21 protein-coding genes are annotated in these 18,863 nt (G+C 59.2%); 12 read left to right on the top strand and 9 right to left on the bottom strand.

Features of this window, described 5'->3' with window-relative positions:
- Positions 1-72 precede the first annotated feature (72 nt).
- From N2600_RS09550 to N2600_RS09535, 4 genes are all read left to right on the top strand, one after another.
- Complete coding sequence (locus tag N2600_RS09550; RefSeq protein WP_018496796.1) at positions 73-543, top strand: RidA family protein; 471 nt, start codon at positions 73-75, stop codon at positions 541-543.
- Positions 540-1,259 (top strand): glycerophosphodiester phosphodiesterase, encoded by a 720-nt coding sequence (locus N2600_RS09545; RefSeq protein ID WP_260110769.1) that lies wholly within the window; start codon positions 540-542, stop codon positions 1,257-1,259. The genes N2600_RS09550 and N2600_RS09545 overlap by 4 nt, the downstream gene beginning before the upstream one ends.
- Before the next feature lie 178 nt (positions 1,260-1,437).
- The gene (locus N2600_RS09540; RefSeq protein WP_260110768.1) at positions 1,438-2,628 is read left to right on the top strand and encodes a GNAT family N-acetyltransferase; all 1,191 of its coding nucleotides are present in this window, start codon (positions 1,438-1,440) and stop codon (positions 2,626-2,628) included.
- A gap of 55 nt (positions 2,629-2,683) precedes the next feature.
- Positions 2,684-3,115, top strand: coding sequence for an HIT family protein (locus tag N2600_RS09535; protein WP_162118803.1), 432 nt, complete (start codon positions 2,684-2,686; stop codon positions 3,113-3,115).
- An 87-nt stretch (positions 3,116-3,202) separates the two neighbouring features.
- Here N2600_RS09535 and clpA read toward each other — a convergent pair whose 3' ends face one another.
- The 6 genes from clpA to N2600_RS09505 all read right to left on the bottom strand — a co-directional run bounded on the left by clpA (position 3,203) and on the right by N2600_RS09505 (position 9,070).
- Positions 3,203-5,695, bottom strand: a complete 2,493-nt coding sequence (gene clpA / locus N2600_RS09530; RefSeq protein WP_017964131.1) for an ATP-dependent Clp protease ATP-binding subunit ClpA — start codon at positions 5,693-5,695, stop codon at positions 3,203-3,205.
- Between the two features lie 10 nt (positions 5,696-5,705).
- A complete protein-coding gene (gene clpS, locus N2600_RS09525) occupies positions 5,706-6,056 on the bottom strand; it encodes an ATP-dependent Clp protease adapter ClpS (RefSeq protein WP_017988219.1) in 351 nt (116 codons plus the stop codon).
- A gap of 274 nt (positions 6,057-6,330) precedes the next feature.
- Positions 6,331-6,705 carry a phasin family protein gene (locus N2600_RS09520; protein ID WP_017964130.1) on the bottom strand — a complete coding sequence of 125 codons (375 nt, stop codon included), beginning with the start codon at positions 6,703-6,705 and terminating at the stop codon, positions 6,331-6,333.
- Positions 6,706-6,978: 273 nt separating this feature from the next.
- On the bottom strand, positions 6,979-7,182 hold the full coding sequence (locus N2600_RS09515; RefSeq protein ID WP_003539277.1) for a DUF3126 family protein: 204 nt from the start codon (positions 7,180-7,182) through the stop codon (positions 6,979-6,981).
- Positions 7,183-7,322: 140 nt separating this feature from the next.
- On the bottom strand, positions 7,323-8,156 hold the full coding sequence (gene cysE, locus N2600_RS09510; RefSeq protein ID WP_011651805.1) for a serine O-acetyltransferase: 834 nt from the start codon (positions 8,154-8,156) through the stop codon (positions 7,323-7,325).
- 128 nt (positions 8,157-8,284) lie between these two features.
- Positions 8,285-9,070 carry an alpha/beta fold hydrolase gene (locus N2600_RS09505; protein ID WP_260110765.1) on the bottom strand — a complete coding sequence of 262 codons (786 nt, stop codon included), beginning with the start codon at positions 9,068-9,070 and terminating at the stop codon, positions 8,285-8,287.
- A gap of 157 nt (positions 9,071-9,227) precedes the next feature.
- Here N2600_RS09505 and N2600_RS09500 point away from each other — a divergent pair, with 157 nt between their 5' ends.
- Positions 9,228-9,473 (top strand): zinc-finger domain-containing protein, encoded by a 246-nt coding sequence (locus N2600_RS09500; protein ID WP_017964128.1) that lies wholly within the window; start codon positions 9,228-9,230, stop codon positions 9,471-9,473.
- 27 nt (positions 9,474-9,500) lie between these two features.
- Positions 9,501-10,655 carry an FAD-dependent monooxygenase gene (locus N2600_RS09495; RefSeq protein ID WP_260110764.1) on the top strand — a complete coding sequence of 385 codons (1,155 nt, stop codon included), beginning with the start codon at positions 9,501-9,503 and terminating at the stop codon, positions 10,653-10,655.
- A 31-nt stretch (positions 10,656-10,686) separates the two neighbouring features.
- Here N2600_RS09495 and N2600_RS09490 read toward each other — a convergent pair whose 3' ends face one another.
- A complete protein-coding gene (locus N2600_RS09490; RefSeq protein ID WP_260110763.1) occupies positions 10,687-11,877 on the bottom strand; it encodes a cystathionine beta-lyase in 1,191 nt (396 codons plus the stop codon).
- Positions 11,878-12,238: 361 nt separating this feature from the next.
- Between N2600_RS09490 and N2600_RS09485 the strand changes: the two genes are divergently transcribed.
- From N2600_RS09485 to N2600_RS09460, 6 genes are all read left to right on the top strand, one after another.
- A complete protein-coding gene (locus tag N2600_RS09485; RefSeq protein ID WP_017964125.1) occupies positions 12,239-13,264 on the top strand; it encodes an amino acid ABC transporter substrate-binding protein in 1,026 nt (341 codons plus the stop codon).
- Between the two features lie 103 nt (positions 13,265-13,367).
- Positions 13,368-14,570, top strand: coding sequence for an amino acid ABC transporter permease (locus N2600_RS09480; protein ID WP_260110762.1), 1,203 nt, complete (start codon positions 13,368-13,370; stop codon positions 14,568-14,570).
- A gap of 1 nt (position 14,571) precedes the next feature.
- Positions 14,572-15,726 carry an amino acid ABC transporter permease gene (locus N2600_RS09475; RefSeq protein ID WP_017964123.1) on the top strand — a complete coding sequence of 385 codons (1,155 nt, stop codon included), beginning with the start codon at positions 14,572-14,574 and terminating at the stop codon, positions 15,724-15,726.
- A gap of 35 nt (positions 15,727-15,761) precedes the next feature.
- Positions 15,762-16,535, top strand: coding sequence for an amino acid ABC transporter ATP-binding protein (locus N2600_RS09470; RefSeq protein WP_162118789.1), 774 nt, complete (start codon positions 15,762-15,764; stop codon positions 16,533-16,535).
- A 329-nt stretch (positions 16,536-16,864) separates the two neighbouring features.
- On the top strand, positions 16,865-17,299 hold the full coding sequence (locus tag N2600_RS09465; RefSeq protein ID WP_222383870.1) for a DUF3597 domain-containing protein: 435 nt from the start codon (positions 16,865-16,867) through the stop codon (positions 17,297-17,299).
- 210 nt (positions 17,300-17,509) lie between these two features.
- The gene (locus N2600_RS09460; RefSeq protein ID WP_170262064.1) at positions 17,510-17,821 is read left to right on the top strand and encodes a hypothetical protein; all 312 of its coding nucleotides are present in this window, start codon (positions 17,510-17,512) and stop codon (positions 17,819-17,821) included.
- A 151-nt stretch (positions 17,822-17,972) separates the two neighbouring features.
- On the opposite strand, the gene N2600_RS09455 is transcribed toward N2600_RS09460, so the two are convergent.
- Both N2600_RS09455 and N2600_RS09450 read right to left on the bottom strand, forming a co-directional pair.
- Positions 17,973-18,152: a hypothetical protein gene (locus N2600_RS09455; RefSeq protein ID WP_017964118.1), complete on the bottom strand. Its 180-nt coding sequence runs from the start codon at positions 18,150-18,152 to the stop codon at positions 17,973-17,975.
- A gap of 427 nt (positions 18,153-18,579) precedes the next feature.
- Entirely contained in the window at positions 18,580-18,801 is a 222-nt protein-coding gene (locus N2600_RS09450; protein ID WP_260110760.1) for a hypothetical protein, read from the bottom strand.
- Positions 18,802-18,863 lie beyond the last annotated feature (62 nt).

Genomic DNA, 18,863 nt, shown 5'->3' with positions numbered 1-18,863 from the left:
AAACTGTCATATTAAAGATTCTAGTCTTGATGCATAATTTTAGAAGAATTGACAATAAAAGCGGAGACGAAAATGTCCGATGAAATAGCAGCGCGCCTGATTGAGATGGGGATAACCCTGCCCGAAGCCGCAGCACCTGCTGCAAATTACGTTCCCTATGTCATCAGCGGCAATCTCCTCTACATCTCCGGCCAGCTACCGCTCGAAGGCGGCAAGGTGGCCGTATCGGGCCATCTCGGCAAGACCGTCGACGTTGCAACGGGCCAGCGCGGCGCCGAACTCTGCGCCATCAACATCCTTGCCCAGGCGAAGGCGGCACTTGGCGGTGATCTCAGCCGTATCCGGCGCGTCGTCAAGCTGAACGGCTTCGTCGCCTCGGCGCCCGACTTCATTGAGCAGCATCTCGTTATCAATGGCGCTTCGAACCTGATTGCCGGCGTGCTCGGCGAAGCCGGCAAACATGCGCGTGCTGCTGTCGGCATGGCCGCCCTGCCGTTGAACGCCGCCGTCGAGATAGACGCTATCATGGAAATCGCCGAATGACCAATGCTGCCTGGATCAGGGACCTGCCGGTCGCCCATCGCGGCTATCACGATCTCAACACCCATATCTGGGAAAATACGCTTTCGGCATTCTCGCGTGCCGTCGAAGCGGGCTTTGCGATCGAATGCGACCTGCATTACGCCTCCGACGGCGTGCCGGTCATCTTTCACGACGAGGACTTGCAGCGCCTGTGCAATCTCAGCGGCGACATCCGCGAGCGCACCTCCAGGGAACTCGGACTGATCGCCGTCGGCGGCACCAGCGACAAGGTGCCGACGCTGCGCCAGCTCCTCGACCTCGTCAAGGGCAAGGTGCCGCTGGTGCTGGAGCTCAAGGGCCGCGAGGCCGATGACGAAGGTTTCGCCGAAGACGTGCTCGAGGTGCTTGAAAACTATCAGGGCAAAGTGGCGCTGATGAGCTTCGATCACTGGCTGCTGCGCGATCTGAAGGCGCTTGGCTCGCCCTACCCGCTCGGGCTGACCGCCAACGGCAACACGCCGGAAGCGTTCAACACGCATGCGAAGGCGATGGCGATCGGTCTCGATTTCATCTCCTATTATTATGACGACCTGCCGAATGCCTTCATCACGGGCGAACGCGAAAAGGGCATTCCCGTCATCACCTGGACGGTGCGTGACGACGAGGGGCGCCGACGCACATTCGCCAATGCAGACCAGATGACCTTCGAGGGCTTCGATCCGCGCGTGGCTGCTTGACGCTCGCTTTTTGGCCAAGATCATGCGCAGACTGCTGCATAATTCCTTAAATCGGATCGAATTGGGGATAAAATTATGCAGCAACTCAAAGTGTTACAGCGTCCTTTGCGCGTGTGAAAGACGTGCGGCGCCGTGAGGCAGAGCTGAGACTATCCTCCCACAGGCTTCCATTTGCCCCATGAATGAAGAACTATCCATTCGCGTAGAACGCTCCTTCACCGCGATTTCCCCGGAGAGCTGGTCCAGGCTTTCCGGGGCATCGAAGTCCTGCAGTACGCTTGCTTACAACCCCTTCGTTTCGCACGCCTTTTTATCATCGCTGGAGGAATCCGGTTCGGCCGACGCCGAGACCGGCTGGCTCGGCCACCACCTGCTGCTCGAGACCGATCGCGGCGAACTGGTCGGCGCCCTGCCCGGCTATCTCAAGAACCACAGCCAGGGCGAATATGTCTTCGACCATGGCTGGGCCGACGCCTTCGAGCGGGCCGGCGGGCGTTATTATCCCAAACTTCAGTGCTCGATCCCGTTCACCCCGGCGACAGGCCCGCGTCTTCTTGTCGCCGAGGGGCTGCAGCGGCTTCCGATCCAGAGCGCTATCGCCGAAAGCCTGAAGGAGGTCGTGCGCCGGCTCGGCATCTCCTCGGCCCATATCACCTTCGTGCCAGATGATGAGATCGGCGTCTTCGAGATGGACGGCTATCTGCACCGCACCGACCAGCAGTTCCATTTCATCAATGACGGCTATGCCAATCACGAGGAATTCCTCGAAACGCTTGCCTCGCGCAAACGCAAGGCGTTGCGCAAGGAGCGTCGCGCCGCACTCGAAAACGGTATCAGCATCGACTGGCTGACCGGCAGCGACCTGACAGAACGCATCTGGGATCAATTCTTCAAGTTCTACATGGATACCGGCGGGCGCAAGTGGGGTCGGCCCTACCTCACCCGTAAGTTCTATTCGCTGATCGGCGAACGCATGGCCGACGACGTCCTGCTCGTCATGGCCAAGCGCGACGGGCGCTATGTCGCCGGCGCGATCAACTTCATCGGCGGCGATACGCTCTACGGCCGTCACTGGGGCTGCGTCGAGGATCACCCCTTCCTCCATTTCGAGGTCTGCTATCACCAGGCGATCGACTTCGCCCTTTCGAAAGGGTTGAAACGGGTCGAGGCCGGCGCGCAGGGCGAACACAAGCTCGCCCGCGGTTACCTGCCGGTGACAACGCATTCCGCCCATTATGTCGCCCATGCCGGCCTTCGCCGGGCGATCGGCGACTATCTCGCCCGCGAGCGCACCGACGTCGAACAGATGAGCGAGTTGCTGAGCGAGCACAGTCCGTTCCGCAAGGGCGAGCGTCAGCAGGAGGATTGACGCCGCCGCAACGGTCGCGCTACCCGAATAATCTGGAAACGAGGAGATTTTCGTGATGACCAGCCCAGCCGCCTATGACGACAGCAACATCTTCGCCAAGATCCTGCGCGGCGAAATCCCTTCGCACCGGGTTTATGAAGACGAGCATACCGTCGCGATCATGGATGTGATGCCGCAGGCGCCGGGCCACGTGCTCGTCGTTCCGAAGGCGGCGTCGCGCAATATCTTCGATGCCGATCCCGCCACCCTCACCCGTGCGATTACGGTCGTCCAGAAGGTCGCCAATGCGGTCAAGGATGTTTTCGACGCCGACGGCGTTTTCGTCGCCCAGTTCAACGAACCGGCCGCCGGGCAAACGGTGTTCCATCTGCATTTCCACGTCATCCCGCGGCTTGAGGGCACCGCCCTCAAGCCGCATTCCGGCAAGATGGAGGACGGTGCCGTGCTGGCCGCCAATGCCGAAAAGATCAGGGCAGCGCTGGCGTAAGGTCGATATCAGCCAAAGCGATGGAACGAGCCGAAAACCAAAAAAGGCCGCGGTGACGCGGCCTTTTTCCAATTCGGTGACACTATCTTACTTCTTGCGTGGAACCTTCGGAACCGCGCTTCCCTTCTTCGGAGCGTCGCGAACCTCAGGCTCGGCCCGCGGGGCTGTCTTGGCGCGCGCCTTGCGGGCCGCCTTCGTCTTCAGCTCACCGTCATCCTCGCCGTCGACTTCGGGGTGGGCGACCTCGGCTTCGGGCTTCGGCTTGATCGGCGCCGTTTCCGAAATGGCTTCGAGCACGATGCCGGGCTTGCCGTCTTCCTTGGGGCCGACGGTGACATTGACGACGCCGCCCTTCTTCAGCTTGCCGAAGAGGATTTCGTTGGCGAGCGGCTTCTTGATCGTATCCTGGATGACGCGCGCAAGCGGGCGGGCGCCCATCTTCTCGTCGTAACCCTTTTCCGCCAGCCAGGCGATCGCATCCTCGTGCAGGTCGAAGGTGACGTTCCTTTCGGAAAGCTGGGCCTCCAGCTGCATGATGAACTTCTGCACGACCTTGTGGATGACCGCCGTCGGCAACGCCGCGAAGGGAATGATCGCGTCGAGACGGTTGCGGAATTCCGGCGTGAAGAGACGGGTCAGCGCCTCCTCGTCTTCGCCGGTGCGCTTGGACGAACCGAAACCGATTGCAGCCTTGGCCATTTCGGATGCGCCCGCATTGGTCGTCATGATCAGGATGACGTTGCGGAAGTCGATCTTCTTGCCGTTATGGTCGGTCAGCGTGCCGTGGTCCATGACCTGCAACAGGATATTGTAGATGTCGGGATGCGCCTTCTCGATTTCGTCGAGCAGGACCACGCAATGCGGGTGCTGGTCGACGCCATCTGTGAGGAGGCCGCCCTGGTCGAAGCCGACATAGCCGGGAGGTGCACCGAGAAGACGCGAAACCGTGTGCCGCTCCATATATTCCGACATGTCGAAGCGCAGGAGTTCGACGCCGAGCGACGATGCCAGCTGTTTTGCCACCTCGGTCTTGCCGACGCCGGTCGGACCGGAGAAGACATAGGCGCCGATCGGTTTGTTCGGCTCGCGAAGACCGGCACGCGCCAGCTTGATCGAGGTCGAAAGAGCTTCGATCGCGATATCCTGGCCGTAGACCACCGAACGCAGTTCCTGCTCGAGATTGGCGAGCACGGCTTCATCGTCCTTGGAGACGGTCTTCGGCGGAATGCGCGCCATCGTGGCGACCGTCGCCTCGATCTCCTTTTCGGTGATCAGCTTGCGGCGCTTCGACGGCGGCAGCAGCATCTGGGCCGCACCGGTTTCGTCGATCACGTCGATCGCCTTGTCGGGCAGCTTGCGGTCGGAGATGTAGCGGGCCGACAATTCGACGGCCGACTTGATGGCGTCGTTCGAATAACGCAGGTGGTGATACTCTTCGAAATAGGGCTTCAGGCCCTTCATGATCTCGATCGCATCATCGATCGACGGCTCGCTGACGTCGATCTTCTGGAAACGACGGACCAGCGCCCTGTCCTTCTCGAAGAACTGGCGGTATTCCTTGTACGTTGTCGAACCGATGCAGCGAATCGCGCCCGATGACAGGGCCGGCTTCAGGAGGTTCGATGCATCCATCGCGCCGCCCGAGGTGGCGCCGGCGCCGATCACCGTGTGGATCTCGTCGATGAAGAGCACGGCGCCCGGATATTCTTCCAGTTCCTTGACGACCTGCTTCAGGCGCTCCTCGAAATCGCCGCGGTAGCGCGTGCCGGCCAAGAGCGTGCCCATGTCGAGCGAGAAGATCGTCGCATCGGCGAGCGCTTCCGGCACCTTGCCTTCGACGATGCGCTTGGCAAGGCCTTCGGCGATCGCCGTCTTGCCGACGCCGGGATCACCGACGTAGAGCGGATTGTTCTTCGAACGGCGGCACAGGATCTGGATCGTGCGGCTCACCTCAGCGTGACGGCCGATCAGCGGATCGATCTTGCCGCCCTTGGCCTTCTCGTTGAGATTGACGCAGTAGGCCTTGAGCGCGTCCTGCTGTTTCTTGGGGCCGCCCTCTTCCTCGCCGCCGCGCGCCGTCGGCTTGCTGCTTTCGGCTTCGTCTTCGGCGCCGCGTGGGGGGCGCGCTTCCGAAACGCCGGGGCGCTTGCCGATGCCGTGCGAGATGTAGTTGACGGCATCGTAGCGGGTCATCTCCTGCTCCTGCAGGAAATAGGCGGCATGGCTTTCGCGCTCGGCGAAGATCGCGACGAGCACATTGGCGCCGGTCACCTCTTCGCGGCCGGACGACTGCACGTGGATGACCGCACGCTGAATGACGCGCTGGAATCCGGAGGTCGGCTTCGAATCCTCGTCATAACCGGTGATCAGGTTAGAAAGTTCGTTATCGACATATTCGACGAGCGTCTTGCGCAGCGCGTCGAGATCGACATTGCAGGCACCCATGACCGCGGCCGCATCGGCATCGTCGATCAGGGCAAGCAGCAAATGCTCGAGCGTCGCGTATTCGTGGTGCCGCTCGTTGGCAAAGGTCAGTGCCTGATGGAGCGCCTTCTCTAAACTAGGCGAAAATGTTGGCACGTTCAGATCCTCACTTCTTTTCCATGACGCATTGCAGCGGATGCTGGTGCTGCCGGGCGAAGTCCATCACCTGGCTGACCTTCGTTTCCGCTACCTCGTATGTGAATATTCCGCATTCGCCGACGCCGTGGTTATGGACATGGAGCATGATGCGGGTGGCACTTTCACGATCCTTCTGAAAAAAACGCTCCAGAATATGGATGACGAATTCCATGGGAGTGTAGTCGTCATTCAAAAGCAGCACACGATAAAGATTGGGCTTCTTGGTCTTCGGCTTGGTGCGCGTGATGACCGAGGTTCGATTTGCGTTGTCCCCGTTCCTTTCGCTGTCGTTCTGCATCCGGATCGGCTTTGCGATCATTGTCATTCATTCCTCAAGCAATCCAGCGGAGCATGGGAGGGTGCTTTTCCCGCCGAATATCTGAAACACTAACTTAGTTCATAATAGGCTGATTTTAAGCCCCCTGTCAGACACTGCAATCAAGAAATGGCCGCATGCACGGGAAAGACCAAAAAAGTCCCCGGTCGATCCCATGCGGGCGCTGCAGCGAAAGTGGAAACAAAAAGACCGGCTACAGATGCGTAGCCGGTCCTCATTTTTCAATATGTAGCGCAGGTTGCGCGTCAAAATCAGTTCATGCAGCAGCAGGCGTCGCCGCCGACGGCGCCGACTTGGCGCTCTTGACCACGGCAGCGGCGATCGGTGCTTCATAGGGCTTGTAGGCTGATTTGGCGAGATCGGCATACATCTCACTGAGCTTCGTCGTCTCGGAGACAAAGCCTTCGAAATACGCCTTGACGTAGCTCGTCTGCAACTCGAAGGCCGCCTCGAAGCTCTTGACGCCGGCCAGCGTTTCGAAATGCGTCACTGCGTCCTGGAAGGATTTCTTAGAATATTCAGTGGCTTCGGCGGCGATCGCCTGAAAGCCCTTGGTCGTGTCGGAATAGGTTTTCAAGGCCGTGTCGACGGCTTCCTTGCTCTTCTTGTTAGCATCGTCAAAGTTGAACATAAGCCATCCTCCGTTGGGCTGTTGATGGCCGCAGGGTAGCTGCAATGCACAAATAGTCAAGTAGTCTTGTGCGATGCAACACCTCTTTGGGTTGCATGACAATAATAAAACAAAGCCGATGTCCCGGGGCACGTACGTCTTTAACGGATTTCGCTAATATATAGGCCGATGCTGCAACTATAAGCTTTAAAAAAAATTTTACTCGTGAGCACAAAAGACAAAAAAAACCGGGCGGATCGTGCCGCCCGGCTCAGCTAAATTGGTCGAACGCGATCAGAGATCGACGTCGAGGATCGCCATCGAAAAGTTGTAGGAGCGGTCACCGTCCTCGTCATCGATATAGACGACGCCCAGAAATTCTTCGCCGAGATAGACTTCCGCAGAATCATCCTTGCGCGGACGCGCCTTGACGATCATCTGCGGATTGAACATGCGCTTGAAATAGGCGTCGAGCTTCTTGATTTCTTCTGGCTTCACTCTGTCATCTCCGTAAGCGGTCTTGATTGGCCGCTTCTTGCACAGGAAATGCAGCGGTGTAAAGGCAAGGTTGCCGTCTGCTCATGGCCCTCCTCGCTCGGATCCCGCCGATTTCTCCTATCCCTGTTTCCAACGGGCGCTCAGATATCGGCGCCGATCACCTGGTCCATGTTGCGCGACGGCTCGGAACAACCGGCCTCGCCGACGACCTTAGCCGGAACGCCCGCCACCGTCTTCTTGGGAGGCACCGCCTTCAAGACAACGGAGCCGGCTGCGACACGTGAGCAGTAGCCGATCTCGATATTGCCAAGGATCTTGGCGCCGGCGCCGATCATGACGCCGGAGCCGATCTTCGGATGACGGTCGGCGCCCTCCTTGCCGGTGCCGCCGAGTGTGACGCCGTGCAGGATCGAGACGTTGTCGCCGATGACAGCCGTCTCGCCGACGACGAGGCCGGTGGCGTGATCGAGGAAGATGCCCTTGCCGATCCGGGCGGCCGGATTGATGTCGGTCTGGAAGACGCTGGAAGAGCGGCTCTGCAGATAGAGGGCGAAATCACGCCGGCCGCGGTTCAGCAGCCAATGGGCGAGACGGTGTGTCTGCAGCGCATGGAAGCCCTTGAAATAAAGCACCGCCTCCATGAAGCGCAGGCATGCGGGATCGCGGTCATAGATCGCCTGGATATCGACGCGCAGGATGGAACTCCAGTCAGGCCAGTCGAGAAGCATTTCCTCGAAGGTCTGGCGCAGGAGGTTCGCCTGCATGTCGGGATGATCGAGACGTTCGCAGATGCGGTGGATGACGCATTCCTCGAGCGAATGGTAGTTGATCACCGTAGAATAGAGGAAGGCGGCGAGAACCGGATCCCGTTCGGCGGCGAGCCGGGCTTCCTCGCGCAGGCTGTCCCAGATGGGGTCCATCACCTTCAGCGGATGGCCTGTCTCAAAAGCACGGATGTCAGTCTTTGCGACCATCGCCGCTCTCCTCGTTGCCGGAAGGAATGCCGTTTTCGGAATGCCAATATATAAAGGAAAACGCCAATAACATAAATGGGTGCCGTCGCCATGGTTTTTTAGCATGGTTTTTCGGCATCACGATGTTGTCAGCGATGGGCGACCCTTGCATAGAAGGCCAGCACCGCCTGCTTGAAAACCCTGTCGCCGACGGCGAGCATATGATCGCGGCCCGGAATATCCAGCGCCTCGGCATTTTGCATCAGCGCCGCCAATTCCTGCGGCGAGCCGGCAATATCATCCTTGGTGCCGACGCCGATCAGCGTCGGCATGTCGAGCTTGGCCATATCGGAGCGGGCAACGAGATCGCGCGAGCCGCGGATACAGTCGGCAAGGGCGACGCGGTCACTCTTCGTCTGCTCGGCGAAGGCGCGGAACACGCGTCCGCGGGCATGCGTCACCGCGTCGAGCGAGGGCGCCAGCAGCGCATCGGCGATCGGGTCCCAATCGCCGACGCCGTCGGTCATGCCGATGCCGAGGCCGCCGAGCACCAGCGAACGGACCCGATGGGGATTGGCAAGTGCGGCAAAGACGGAAATACGCGCGCCCATCGAATAGCCCATGACATTGGCTTTGGGGATGCCAAGATGGTCGAGCAGCGCGACCGCATCGCCGGCCATGATCCATGGACGATAGGCTTCGGCATCGTGCGGCTTGTCGCTTGCGCCATGGCCGCGATTGTCCATGGCGATCACCCGGTAGCCGGCATCGCCCAGCGTCTTCAGCCAGCCCGGATGCACCCAGTTGACGTTAGCGGTCGAGGCAAAGCCGTGGATCAACAACACGGGCACACCGGCCGGATCGCCCTCATCGAAGAAGGCGAGCTGCAATCCATCATGGGTAAAGCTTGAAAATGCGGGTGTATTTAAATTCATCGGGCCTTCCTTTTGGCGCGACCATAGTCGAGCGGCCTTTCATCGTGAAGCCAAAAACTGTGGCTAAAAACTGTGCCTGGCGCGGCGGTTTGGCTCTACACATTTGCGGCGAAGGCTTATAAGGTTCGCGCACATTTCAAAGCATTCGGAGAGCGACATGGCCGGCCACAACATTCCCCACTTCCAGAACGACGGCGGTCACAGCGTTATCGAAGTTGGCGTCAAGGAATTCATGTGCACCGGCGCTTCGGCTCCCTTCGATCATCCGCATATCTTCATCGACATGGGCGACGACAACGAGAAGGTCTGTTCCTATTGCTCGACGCTCTATCGTTTCAATTCCGCGCTCAAGCCCAGCCAGACCAATCCGGCCGGTTGCGTTTTCCACGTGAAGGCGGCGTAGTCAGTCCAGATCCGGATCGGACGGACAATGCCGATCGAACATGCCGCCATCATCGGCGCCGGCATATCAGGGCTGACCGCTGCCCTTGCGCTTTCGCGCCGGGGTATCAGTTCGGAGATCTTCGAGCAGGCGGGCGAACTCACCGACATCGGCGCCGGATTGCAGGTTTCGCCGAACGCCTCTCGCATCCTTGCCGAATTCGGTATCCTTGAGGGACTGTCAAAGGTCTGGCTCGAGCCGGATGCGATCCGGCTGATATCAGGCAGTTCGCTTCGCCAACTCGCGACGGTGCCGGCCGGCAAATTCGCGCGGGAACGCTGGGGCGCTCCCTATGGCGTCCTGCACCGCACCACATTGCAAAAAGCCCTTCTGGATGCGGTTACGGCCGATCCGCTCTGCCGGCTTCACCTCGGCGTGCGGATGGTCTCGATCCTACCGCCTTTCGAGCGGGCGCCCGATGTTATCATCGGCGCCGACGGCGTCTGGTCGAAGCTTCGGCAATCCGTTCCGGGCAGCCCCTCGCCGCGCTTTTCCGGCAATATCGCCTACCGCTTTACCATTCCCGAAAATGAGGCGCCTGGTTTCCTCGACCGGGCAAGCGTTTCGGCTTTTCTCGGCGGCTCGGCACATCTCGTCTGCTATCCGCTCAGGGAGACCGGCAGCTTCAACATGGTGGCGATCACCGCCGGCAATATCGCGCCGCAGGCCTGGCAAAGCGAGCCGACGGCCGAGCAGCGGGTGCAGCTGCGGGCGCGCCTTTCCGGCTGGAACGCCTCGATCGTCTCACTACTCAGCCGAAATAGGAAGCTGACGTTCTGGCCACTGTTCGAAACCACATCAGGCGCATGGCAGGACGGCCGAAAGACGGTTCTGATCGGCGACGCCGCACATGCGATGATGCCGTTTGCCGCCCAGGGAGCGGCGATGGCGATCGAAGACGGCTATGAACTGGCCGCATTTCTTTCGAACCGTCCCGTGGCGGAAGCACTGGCGCTCTTCGAACGACATCGCGCGCCGCGCATCGCGAAGCTTCGCCAGCGCGGCGCCTTCAACCGGTTTGCCTATCATGCGAAAGGGCCGATCCGGATCGGCCGCGATCTCGTGCTCGGCCTCAAGCCGCCGCTAAGCCTGGCGGCAGATCTCGACTGGATCTACGGCTATCGGGCTGCAGATCTGCCGTGAGCCGCTGCCAGCGACGACAAAGCGTGTCCGATCAGATGGCGCTTGCGGCGGCAAAACCCCGCTCGATATCGGCCTTGAGATCGGCCACGTCCTCGATGCCGATCTGCAGGCGGATGACCGGACCGTCCGTCGGAGCCTTGGCGACCGTGCGATCGTTGAGATAGGCGTGCAAGGCGAGGCTTTCATAGCCGCCCCAGGAATAACCGAGACCAAAAATCCTGAGCGCGTCGAGGAAGGCATGCGCCTTTGCTCTGGACTTCTCGGGACCATCGGCGGCAAGCACGAAGGAAAAGATGCCGCTGGCACCTTTGAAATCGCGCTTCCAGAGATGGTGGGAGGGGAAACTCGGCAGGGCCGGATGCAGCACGCGGGCGACATCCTCCCTGCCCTCCAGCCATTCCGCGATATCGAGCGCGCTTTCATAATGCCGCTCGAGGCGCAGGCCCATGGTGCGCAATCCGCGTAGGATCTGGTAGGCATCATCGGGTGCGCCGCAGATGCCGAGCACACCGTTTGCCTCCTTCAGCCGCTCCCAATGCTCGGCATTGGCCGAAACCGTTCCGAGCAGAATATCGGAATGGCCGGACGGATATTTCGTCGATGCGTGGATCGAGATGTCGACGCCGTGATGGAGCGGCCTGAAATAGAGCGGCGTTGCCCAGGTATTGTCCATCATGACGACGGCGCCATGGCGGTGCGCAACCGCCGAGATTGCCGGAATATCCTGCATTTCGAACGTATTCGAGCCGGGGGCCTCGGTATGGACGAGCTTCGTGTTCGACCGGAACAACGTCTCGATGCCGGCGCCGATCTCCGGATCGTAATATTCCACCTCGACGCCGAGGCGCTTCAGCATCGTGTCGCAGAAATGGCGCGTCGGACCATAGACCGAATCGACCACCAGCGCATGATCGCCGGCAGCGACGAAACCCAGGAACGGAATTGTGACGGCCGCAAGGCCCGAGGGGACGAGGATCGTGCCGGCCGAGCCTTCGAGCGCGTCGATCGCCTCGCAGAGCGCATCCGTCGTCGGTGTGCCGCGCGTTCCGTAGGTGTATTTCTGCGTGCGCGTCTCCATCGCCCGTGCATTCGGAAACAACACAGTCGAGGCATGCACGACCGGCGGATTGATGAAGCCGTGATAGTCGAACGGGTCGTTGCCGATATGGGTCAGGCGGGTGTTGATGCCGGCATTCTGCAGCAAGCTGTCTTTGTCTTTCATGTCGGGAATAGCCTTTGGCGAAGGGTCGCGAAACCAGACTTTTGGACGCCCCGCCGTTTCGGGTCAACCCCTTGAAGATCGGTTGCAGGCGACGATCCGAAATGATGGAAATTTCGATTTTCGCGTTATTTTTCCGCAACCGGACGCCTATTTCATAGCCAGCCGCCCACGAATGCAGCGCAATCTACCAAAATTCTGAATTTTGCGGCAATTATTGGGCGCGACACTTGACCATAGTGACATTTGCGACTGTGATAGGGTCACTCGCGCCGGGAGGGTGTCGAGACAATGGGGAGGCGGCACGGATTGTTCGCACGCACTCTCCACAAGAAAAGATAAGACAACGGAAAAGGTTGGGAAAATGAAAAATAAGCTCCTGTCGGCCGCCATCGGCGCAGCAGTTTTGGCAGCTGGCGCCTCGGCCGCCTCCGCCACCACACTCTCAGACGTCAAGGCAAAGGGTTTCGTTCAGTGCGGCGTCAATACCGGCCTTACCGGCTTTGCCGCACCTGACGCTTCCGGCAATTGGGCCGGCTTCGACGTCGACTTCTGCAAGGCCGTCGCTTCGGCCGTGTTCGGCGACCCCACCAAGGTCAAATACACGCCGACAAATGCGAAGGAACGCTTCACCGCTCTGCAGTCCGGCGAAATCGACGTTCTCTCGCGCAATACGACCTGGACGATCAATCGCGACACCGCTCTCGGCTTCAACTTCCGTCCTGTCACCTATTACGACGGCCAGGGCTTCATGGTGCGCAAGGGTCTGAACGTGAAGTCGGCTCTCGAACTCTCCGGCGCCGCAGTGTGCGTACAGTCAGGCACGACTACCGAACTGAACCTCGCCGATTACTTCAAGACGAACAATCTGCAGTACAATCCGGTCGTCTTCGAAAATCTTCCTGAGGTCAACGCCGCCTATGACGCCGGTCGTTGCGACGTTTACACGACCGACCAATCCGGTCTCTATTCGTTGCGTCTGACGCTGAAGAATCCCGACGAACACGTCATCCTTCCTGAGATCATCTCCAAGGAGCCGCTTGGCCCGGCCGTCCGTCAGGGTGACGACCAGTGGTTCGACATCGTTTCCTGGACGGCTTATGCGCTGATCAATGCCGAAGAGTTCGGCATTACCCAGGCAAATGTCGACGAGATGAAGAACTCGCCGAACCCGGATATCAAGCGCTTCCTCGGCAGCGAGGCCGATACCAAGATCGGCACCGACCTCGGCCTGACCAATGATTGGGCCGCCAATGTCATCAAGGGCGTCGGCAATTATGGCGAAATCTTCGAACGCAACATCGGTCAGGGTAGCCCCCTCAAGATCGCACGCGGCTTGAATGCCCTGTGGAACAAGGGCGGCATCCAGTACGCACCGCCGGTTCGTTAATCGAGCCCTGGCATGAAATACCGGGAAGGCGGCCAAGCCGCCTTCCCGCTTCCAAAAAGCTAAAAAGAAAGCCCGAAAACGGGCACAAGGGGATTGGCGCGGCATGACGCATGAGGCTGTGGATTCGACACCTTTGCATGGCACCGGCTGGAGTTTCCGGTCGGCAATGTACGACCCGAAATACCGGAGCATATTTTACCAGGTTCTAACAATCGTTGTCCTCGTGGGCTTTGTGTGGTGGGTGGCCCACAACACGGCCGCGAACCTTGCCCGCAGCAATACGGCATCGGGTTTCGGCTTTCTTCGCGGTCGCGCCGGTTTCGAAATCGGCCAGTCGCTGATCAGCTTTTCGAGTGACTCGACTTATGCGCGCGCACTTCTCGTCGGCATTCTGAATACCTTGCTGGTGGCGGTGACCGGGATCTTCACGGCGACCATCATCGGTTTCCTGATCGGGATCGGCCGGCTGTCGCGCAATTGGTTGGTTGCCAAGCTCTGCACGGTCTATGTCGAGGTTTTCCGCAACATTCCGCCGCTGCTCGTCATCTTTTTCTGGTATCTCGGCGTTCTCTCCGTCTTGCCGCAGCCGCGCGAGTCGGTGGGTCTGCCGTTCAGCATGTTCCTCAACAACAGAGGACTAGCCTTCCCGAAGCCGATCTTTGAGACAGGCATGATAGCGGTCGCCATCGCCCTGCTGATTGCGATTGTCGCCACCATCATCATCGTGCGCTGGGCCCACAAGCGCCAAGCCGCAACCGGCCAGCCGTTCCACACCGTATGGACGTCGATCGCGCTGATCGTCGGCATGCCATTGCTGGTCTTCGTTGTCTCCGGCTTTCCGCTCACCTTCGACGTTCCGATTGCCGGAAAATTCAACCTCACGGGCGGCTCCGTCGTCGGCCCCGAATTCATGTCGCTGTTTCTCGCTCTGTCCTTCTATACCGCCTCGTTCATCGCCGAGATCGTTCGCGGCGGCATTCGCGGCGTTGCAAAGGGACAATCCGAAGCAGCCGGCGCGCTGGGACTGCATCCATCGAGCGTGACGAGACTTGTCGTGGTGCCGCAGGCGCTACGTATCATCATCCCGCCGCTGACGAGCCAGTACCTGAACCTGACCAAGAACTCCTCACTCGCCATCGCGATCGGTTTCTCGGATCTCGTTGCCGTCGGTGGCACGATCCTCAATCAGAGCGGTCAAGCGATCGAGATCGTCTGCATCTGGGGTATCGTCTATCTCAGCTTGAGCATTCTCACGTCGCTGTTCATGAATTGGTTCAATGCCAAGATGGCACTGGTGGAGAGATAAGATGTCGGTCGCCGATAAACCCTTTGTCAGAACGTCCATCCTTGCCGCCGAACCGCCGCCCCCCGGCGAGACGGGGGCCGTCGCCTGGATACGCCGCAATCTCCTGGCAACTCCGAAGGACGTGATCCTGACGATCCTGGCTCTTGCGCTCATCGCATGGGCCGTGCCGCATCTCGTCAACTGGCTGTTCATCCAGGCCGTATGGTCAGGCCCGGACCGCACATTCTGCGCGACGACGATCCAGGGCGGCATCCAGCCTGACGGCTGGAGCGGTGCATGCTGGGCCTTCATCAGCGCCAAGTACGATCAGTTTATTTTCGGCCGCTATCCGCTCGGTGAGCGTTGGAGGCCGGCGATCGTCGGGATCCTGTTCATTCTGCTGCTGGTCCCGATGTTGATCCCGTCGGCGCCGCGCAAGGGCATGAACGCCATTCTTCTGTTCGCCGTCCTGCCGGTCCTCGCCTTCTGGCTTCTTCACGGCGGCTTCGGCCTCGAAGTGGTGGATACTCCGCTCTGGGGCGGGTTGATGGTGACGCTCGTTCTATCCTTTGTCGGTATTGCCGTCTCTTTACCCTGCGGCATTCTGCTCGCGCTGGGACGCCGCTCGAAGATGCCCGTCATCCGGATGCTTTGCGTTACCTTCATCGAGGTCATTCGAGGCGTTCCGCTGATCACCGTTCTGTTCATGGCAAGTGTCATGCTGCCGCTCTTCCTTCCCACAGGCTGGAACGTGGACAAACTGCTTCGGGCGCTGATCGGTGTGTCGATCTTCACGTCGGCCTATATGGCGGAAGTGATCCGCGGCGGCCTTCAGGCGATCCCGAAGGGCCAGTTCGAAGGCGCCGATTCACTTGGCCTCGGCTATTGGCAAAAAACCCGGCTGATCATCATGCCGCAGGCCATCAAGCTGGTGATCCCGAGCATCGTGAACACCTTCATCGGAACGTTCAAGGACACGTCGCTGGTCACCATTATCGGCATGTTCGATCTGCTTGGCATCGTCAAGCTGAACTTCTCAGATGCCAACTGGGCAAGCGCTGTCACGCCGATCACGGGTCTGATCTTCGCGGGCTTCATCTTCTGGCTGTTCTGCTTCGGCATGTCGCGCTATTCAGGTTTCATGGAACGCCATCTCGATACCGGCCACAAACGATAAGAACGCTAAAACGATAAAAATGAGGGAAAATAGTCATGGCTGAAGCTCCAGCGAAAAAGCTCACCGTTTCCGCGACGGAAGTGGCGGTCGAGATCGTCAACATGAACAAGTGGTACGGCGATTTCCACGTGCTACGCGACATCAACCTGAAGGTCATGCGTGGCGAGCGTATCGTCATCGCCGGTCCGTCGGGCTCGGGCAAGTCGACGATGATCCGCTGCATCAATCGCCTGGAAGAGCATCAGAAGGGCAAAATCATCGTCGATGGCACCGAGCTCACCAACGACCTGAAGAAGATCGACGAAGTGCGGCGCGAAGTCGGCATGGTGTTCCAGCACTTCAACCTCTTCCCGCACCTGACGATCCTCGAAAACTGCACGCTGGCGCCGATCTGGGTCCGCAAGATGCCGAAGAAGCAAGCCGAAGAAGTGGCCATGCACTTCCTCAAGCGGGTCAAGATTCCGGAGCAGGCCAACAAATATCCGGGCCAGCTCTCCGGCGGCCAGCAGCAGCGCGTGGCGATCGCCCGGTCGCTGTGTATGAACCCGAAGATCATGCTGTTCGACGAGCCGACCTCGGCGCTCGATCCCGAAATGATCAAGGAAGTGCTCGACACCATGGTGGGTCTTGCCGAGGAAGGCATGACCATGCTCTGCGTCACGCATGAAATGGGCTTTGCCCGCCAGGTCGCCAACCGCGTCATCTTCATGGACCAGGGCCAGATCGTCGAGCAGAATTCACCGGCCGAGTTCTTCGACAATCCGCAGCACGAACGCACCAAGCTGTTCCTCAGCCAGATCCTGCACTAAAGCGGGTCACGATCTTTCGGTTTCTCTCCCCGCGCTTTAGGCCCTTGTTTTTACGCATGTTGTCGCAAACCGCTGCTCACTTTTGCATGCTTTAGATCGAAGCATCCTTTGAAAAGACCTGCCGAGCCGCTGGCTCGGCGGGTTTTGCATGTTCAGCGGGAGGCGGCGAATAATCCGATCGGAGCTCTTCCTCGAGATCGATCACACGCCGCATTGGCTTTTCTACCAAAGATTGAACGTGTTAAAAATAACTCCCTTCCCGCCTGGATATATCAGGCGGGAAGTCCATGTTTCAGCATGTTCTCATCTGATGGAACTGGAGGTTTAGAATGGGCATTTTCGACAAAATCAAACATGCAATCTTCGGAGAGGCGAAAGCAGCCGAACCCGTTGCTGCCGGCGCGCCGAAGATGGAGCCGGCGCAAGCGCCTGCCTCACCGTCGGCAGCGCCCAGTCCAAGGCCTGCTGCCCCTGCCCCGCAGAGCAAGCCTGCCACCGCGACAGCCACAGTCGATATCGTCCCGATCCTTGACGCGGCTGTGAAGAAGAGCGGCCAGAAACTCGATTGGCGCCACTCGATCGTGGACTTGATGAAAGCCGTTGGGATGGATGCAAGCCTAACCGAGCGCAAGGAACTTGCCGCTGAACTCGGCTATACCGGCGACGCCAACGATTCCGCAAAAATGAATGTGTGGCTGCACAAGGCGCTGATGAAGCGGCTTTCGGAAAATGGCGGCAAGGTTCCCGCCGATCTCTTGGATTGATCGGTACAGAATTGCTGCCGCCATCCGTGGCGGCAGCTCTCAAGCCGCCGGTGCGCTTCGCGAGATGATCTCGCTCATTTCTCACGGTCGGCCATCCGGAAGATCACGCCGCCGATGTAGATGCCGGAACAAGCGGGCCTTGCCCGCAGGCACTGGAACTAATAACGTTCTGCTCGATACTTCGATAATCGATCAGGGGGAATAAATCCAATGAGATTGATGGCAGTCGTTGGTCTTGCACTTAGCCTGGGCTGTATATCGGCCGCAGAATCTCCTTCAAACTATCAGTCCTACAGCGGCATTCGGGTCGATACCGACCCGGCGCTCCTGGCTCGATACGATAAAGTGCTTCAGCAGTGCGTGCCGGAGGCTGGCTCATGGCGACGCGGCTCAACGGACCCGCACAGCCTCTATTACAACGCGGCTCTCAGAAGTTGCCTCTATAGGTACAGTTTCGTCGACAGGGGCGTCTACGCCTACCCCATCCCCCAGGTCTACTTCGATCATTTCCTGGATCGCTGAGAAGAGCCGAGCAGATCCAATCCGCCGTAGGCCTTCAGAGGCGCATCAAACAAAACCCCGCCATTATGGCGGGGTTGTCTTCAATCGCGATGCAGCCATTCAAAATGCTACAGCGTCCTTGGCGCGGCTTAAAAGACGCACGGCGCACTCGTCAGCGTTTGCCGCCACTTGGCGGCCTGCCCTTGCCTGCCGGTCGATTGCCGCTTCCGGACGAGGTCTTGGCGTCATTGCCCTGACCGAAGTTGGTGCCGCCGAGATGGCCACCGCCACTGGTATTGGCGACCTGGCGCTGCATTTTACGCAACAGTGCTTCTGCATTGGTCTTGCTCATGAAATTCTCCTCAATGGCTGGAAAACCCAGCCTGAATGGCGCCGCTGACATCCGCGGGCAAAGACCGTAGGCATATCAGGCAGCGACGATGGGTGTTTGGTGGAGGCTTGCGTCGATCAAAGAATTGCCTGCGTTCATAACGATCCCCCTCAACCGGCATGACAATCACCCTCCGGCGGCTGCCAGACGGCGCAGAAATCGATTTTGAAAGGAAAGATCAGCTGGGACGCCAAGGGCGCAAACCAAGCTCGACAAGCAATTTCGATAGAAGAATCAATAGGACGGCAATGTGTTTAAAACAAGTTCCCGGCCACTTGGTTGTGTAGGCATTGCCTCGAATTTCTGCCCAATCGGACAAGGGCAATAGCCCTAAGCATCCAGATAATCCGATCGAAAGCTGCGCCTGACAAAACAACAACTTACGATTTCAACGGTGAAACGACATGTCACGGTTTTTGATGGGATCGGTGGCCTTCATCGCGGAGTGATGAACCTCGTGTTCTCGGTGTACTCCGGTGCGGTCATGGTAACGGCAGCCCTCATTGAAGCCTGTCATCCGTCCGAGAAGCATCCCAAGACCAGTTCGGATCTGCTCGGCCGCGCTTTGACCCAGATCGGTTTGATCGGTTTGACCGCTCTGCGACTGCATCGATCTCCCCGTTCCGTTGCCGGCCGTTGTTGCGGAACCATCCGCGGATGATCATGCAGCAG

This window comes from Rhizobium sp. WSM1274 (genome assembly GCF_025200775.1).
Classification (GTDB): domain Bacteria; phylum Pseudomonadota; class Alphaproteobacteria; order Rhizobiales; family Rhizobiaceae; genus Rhizobium; species Rhizobium leguminosarum_I.
Note: the sequence above shows the minus strand (reverse complement) of the source record. Positions and strands in the feature narration are given on the sequence as shown.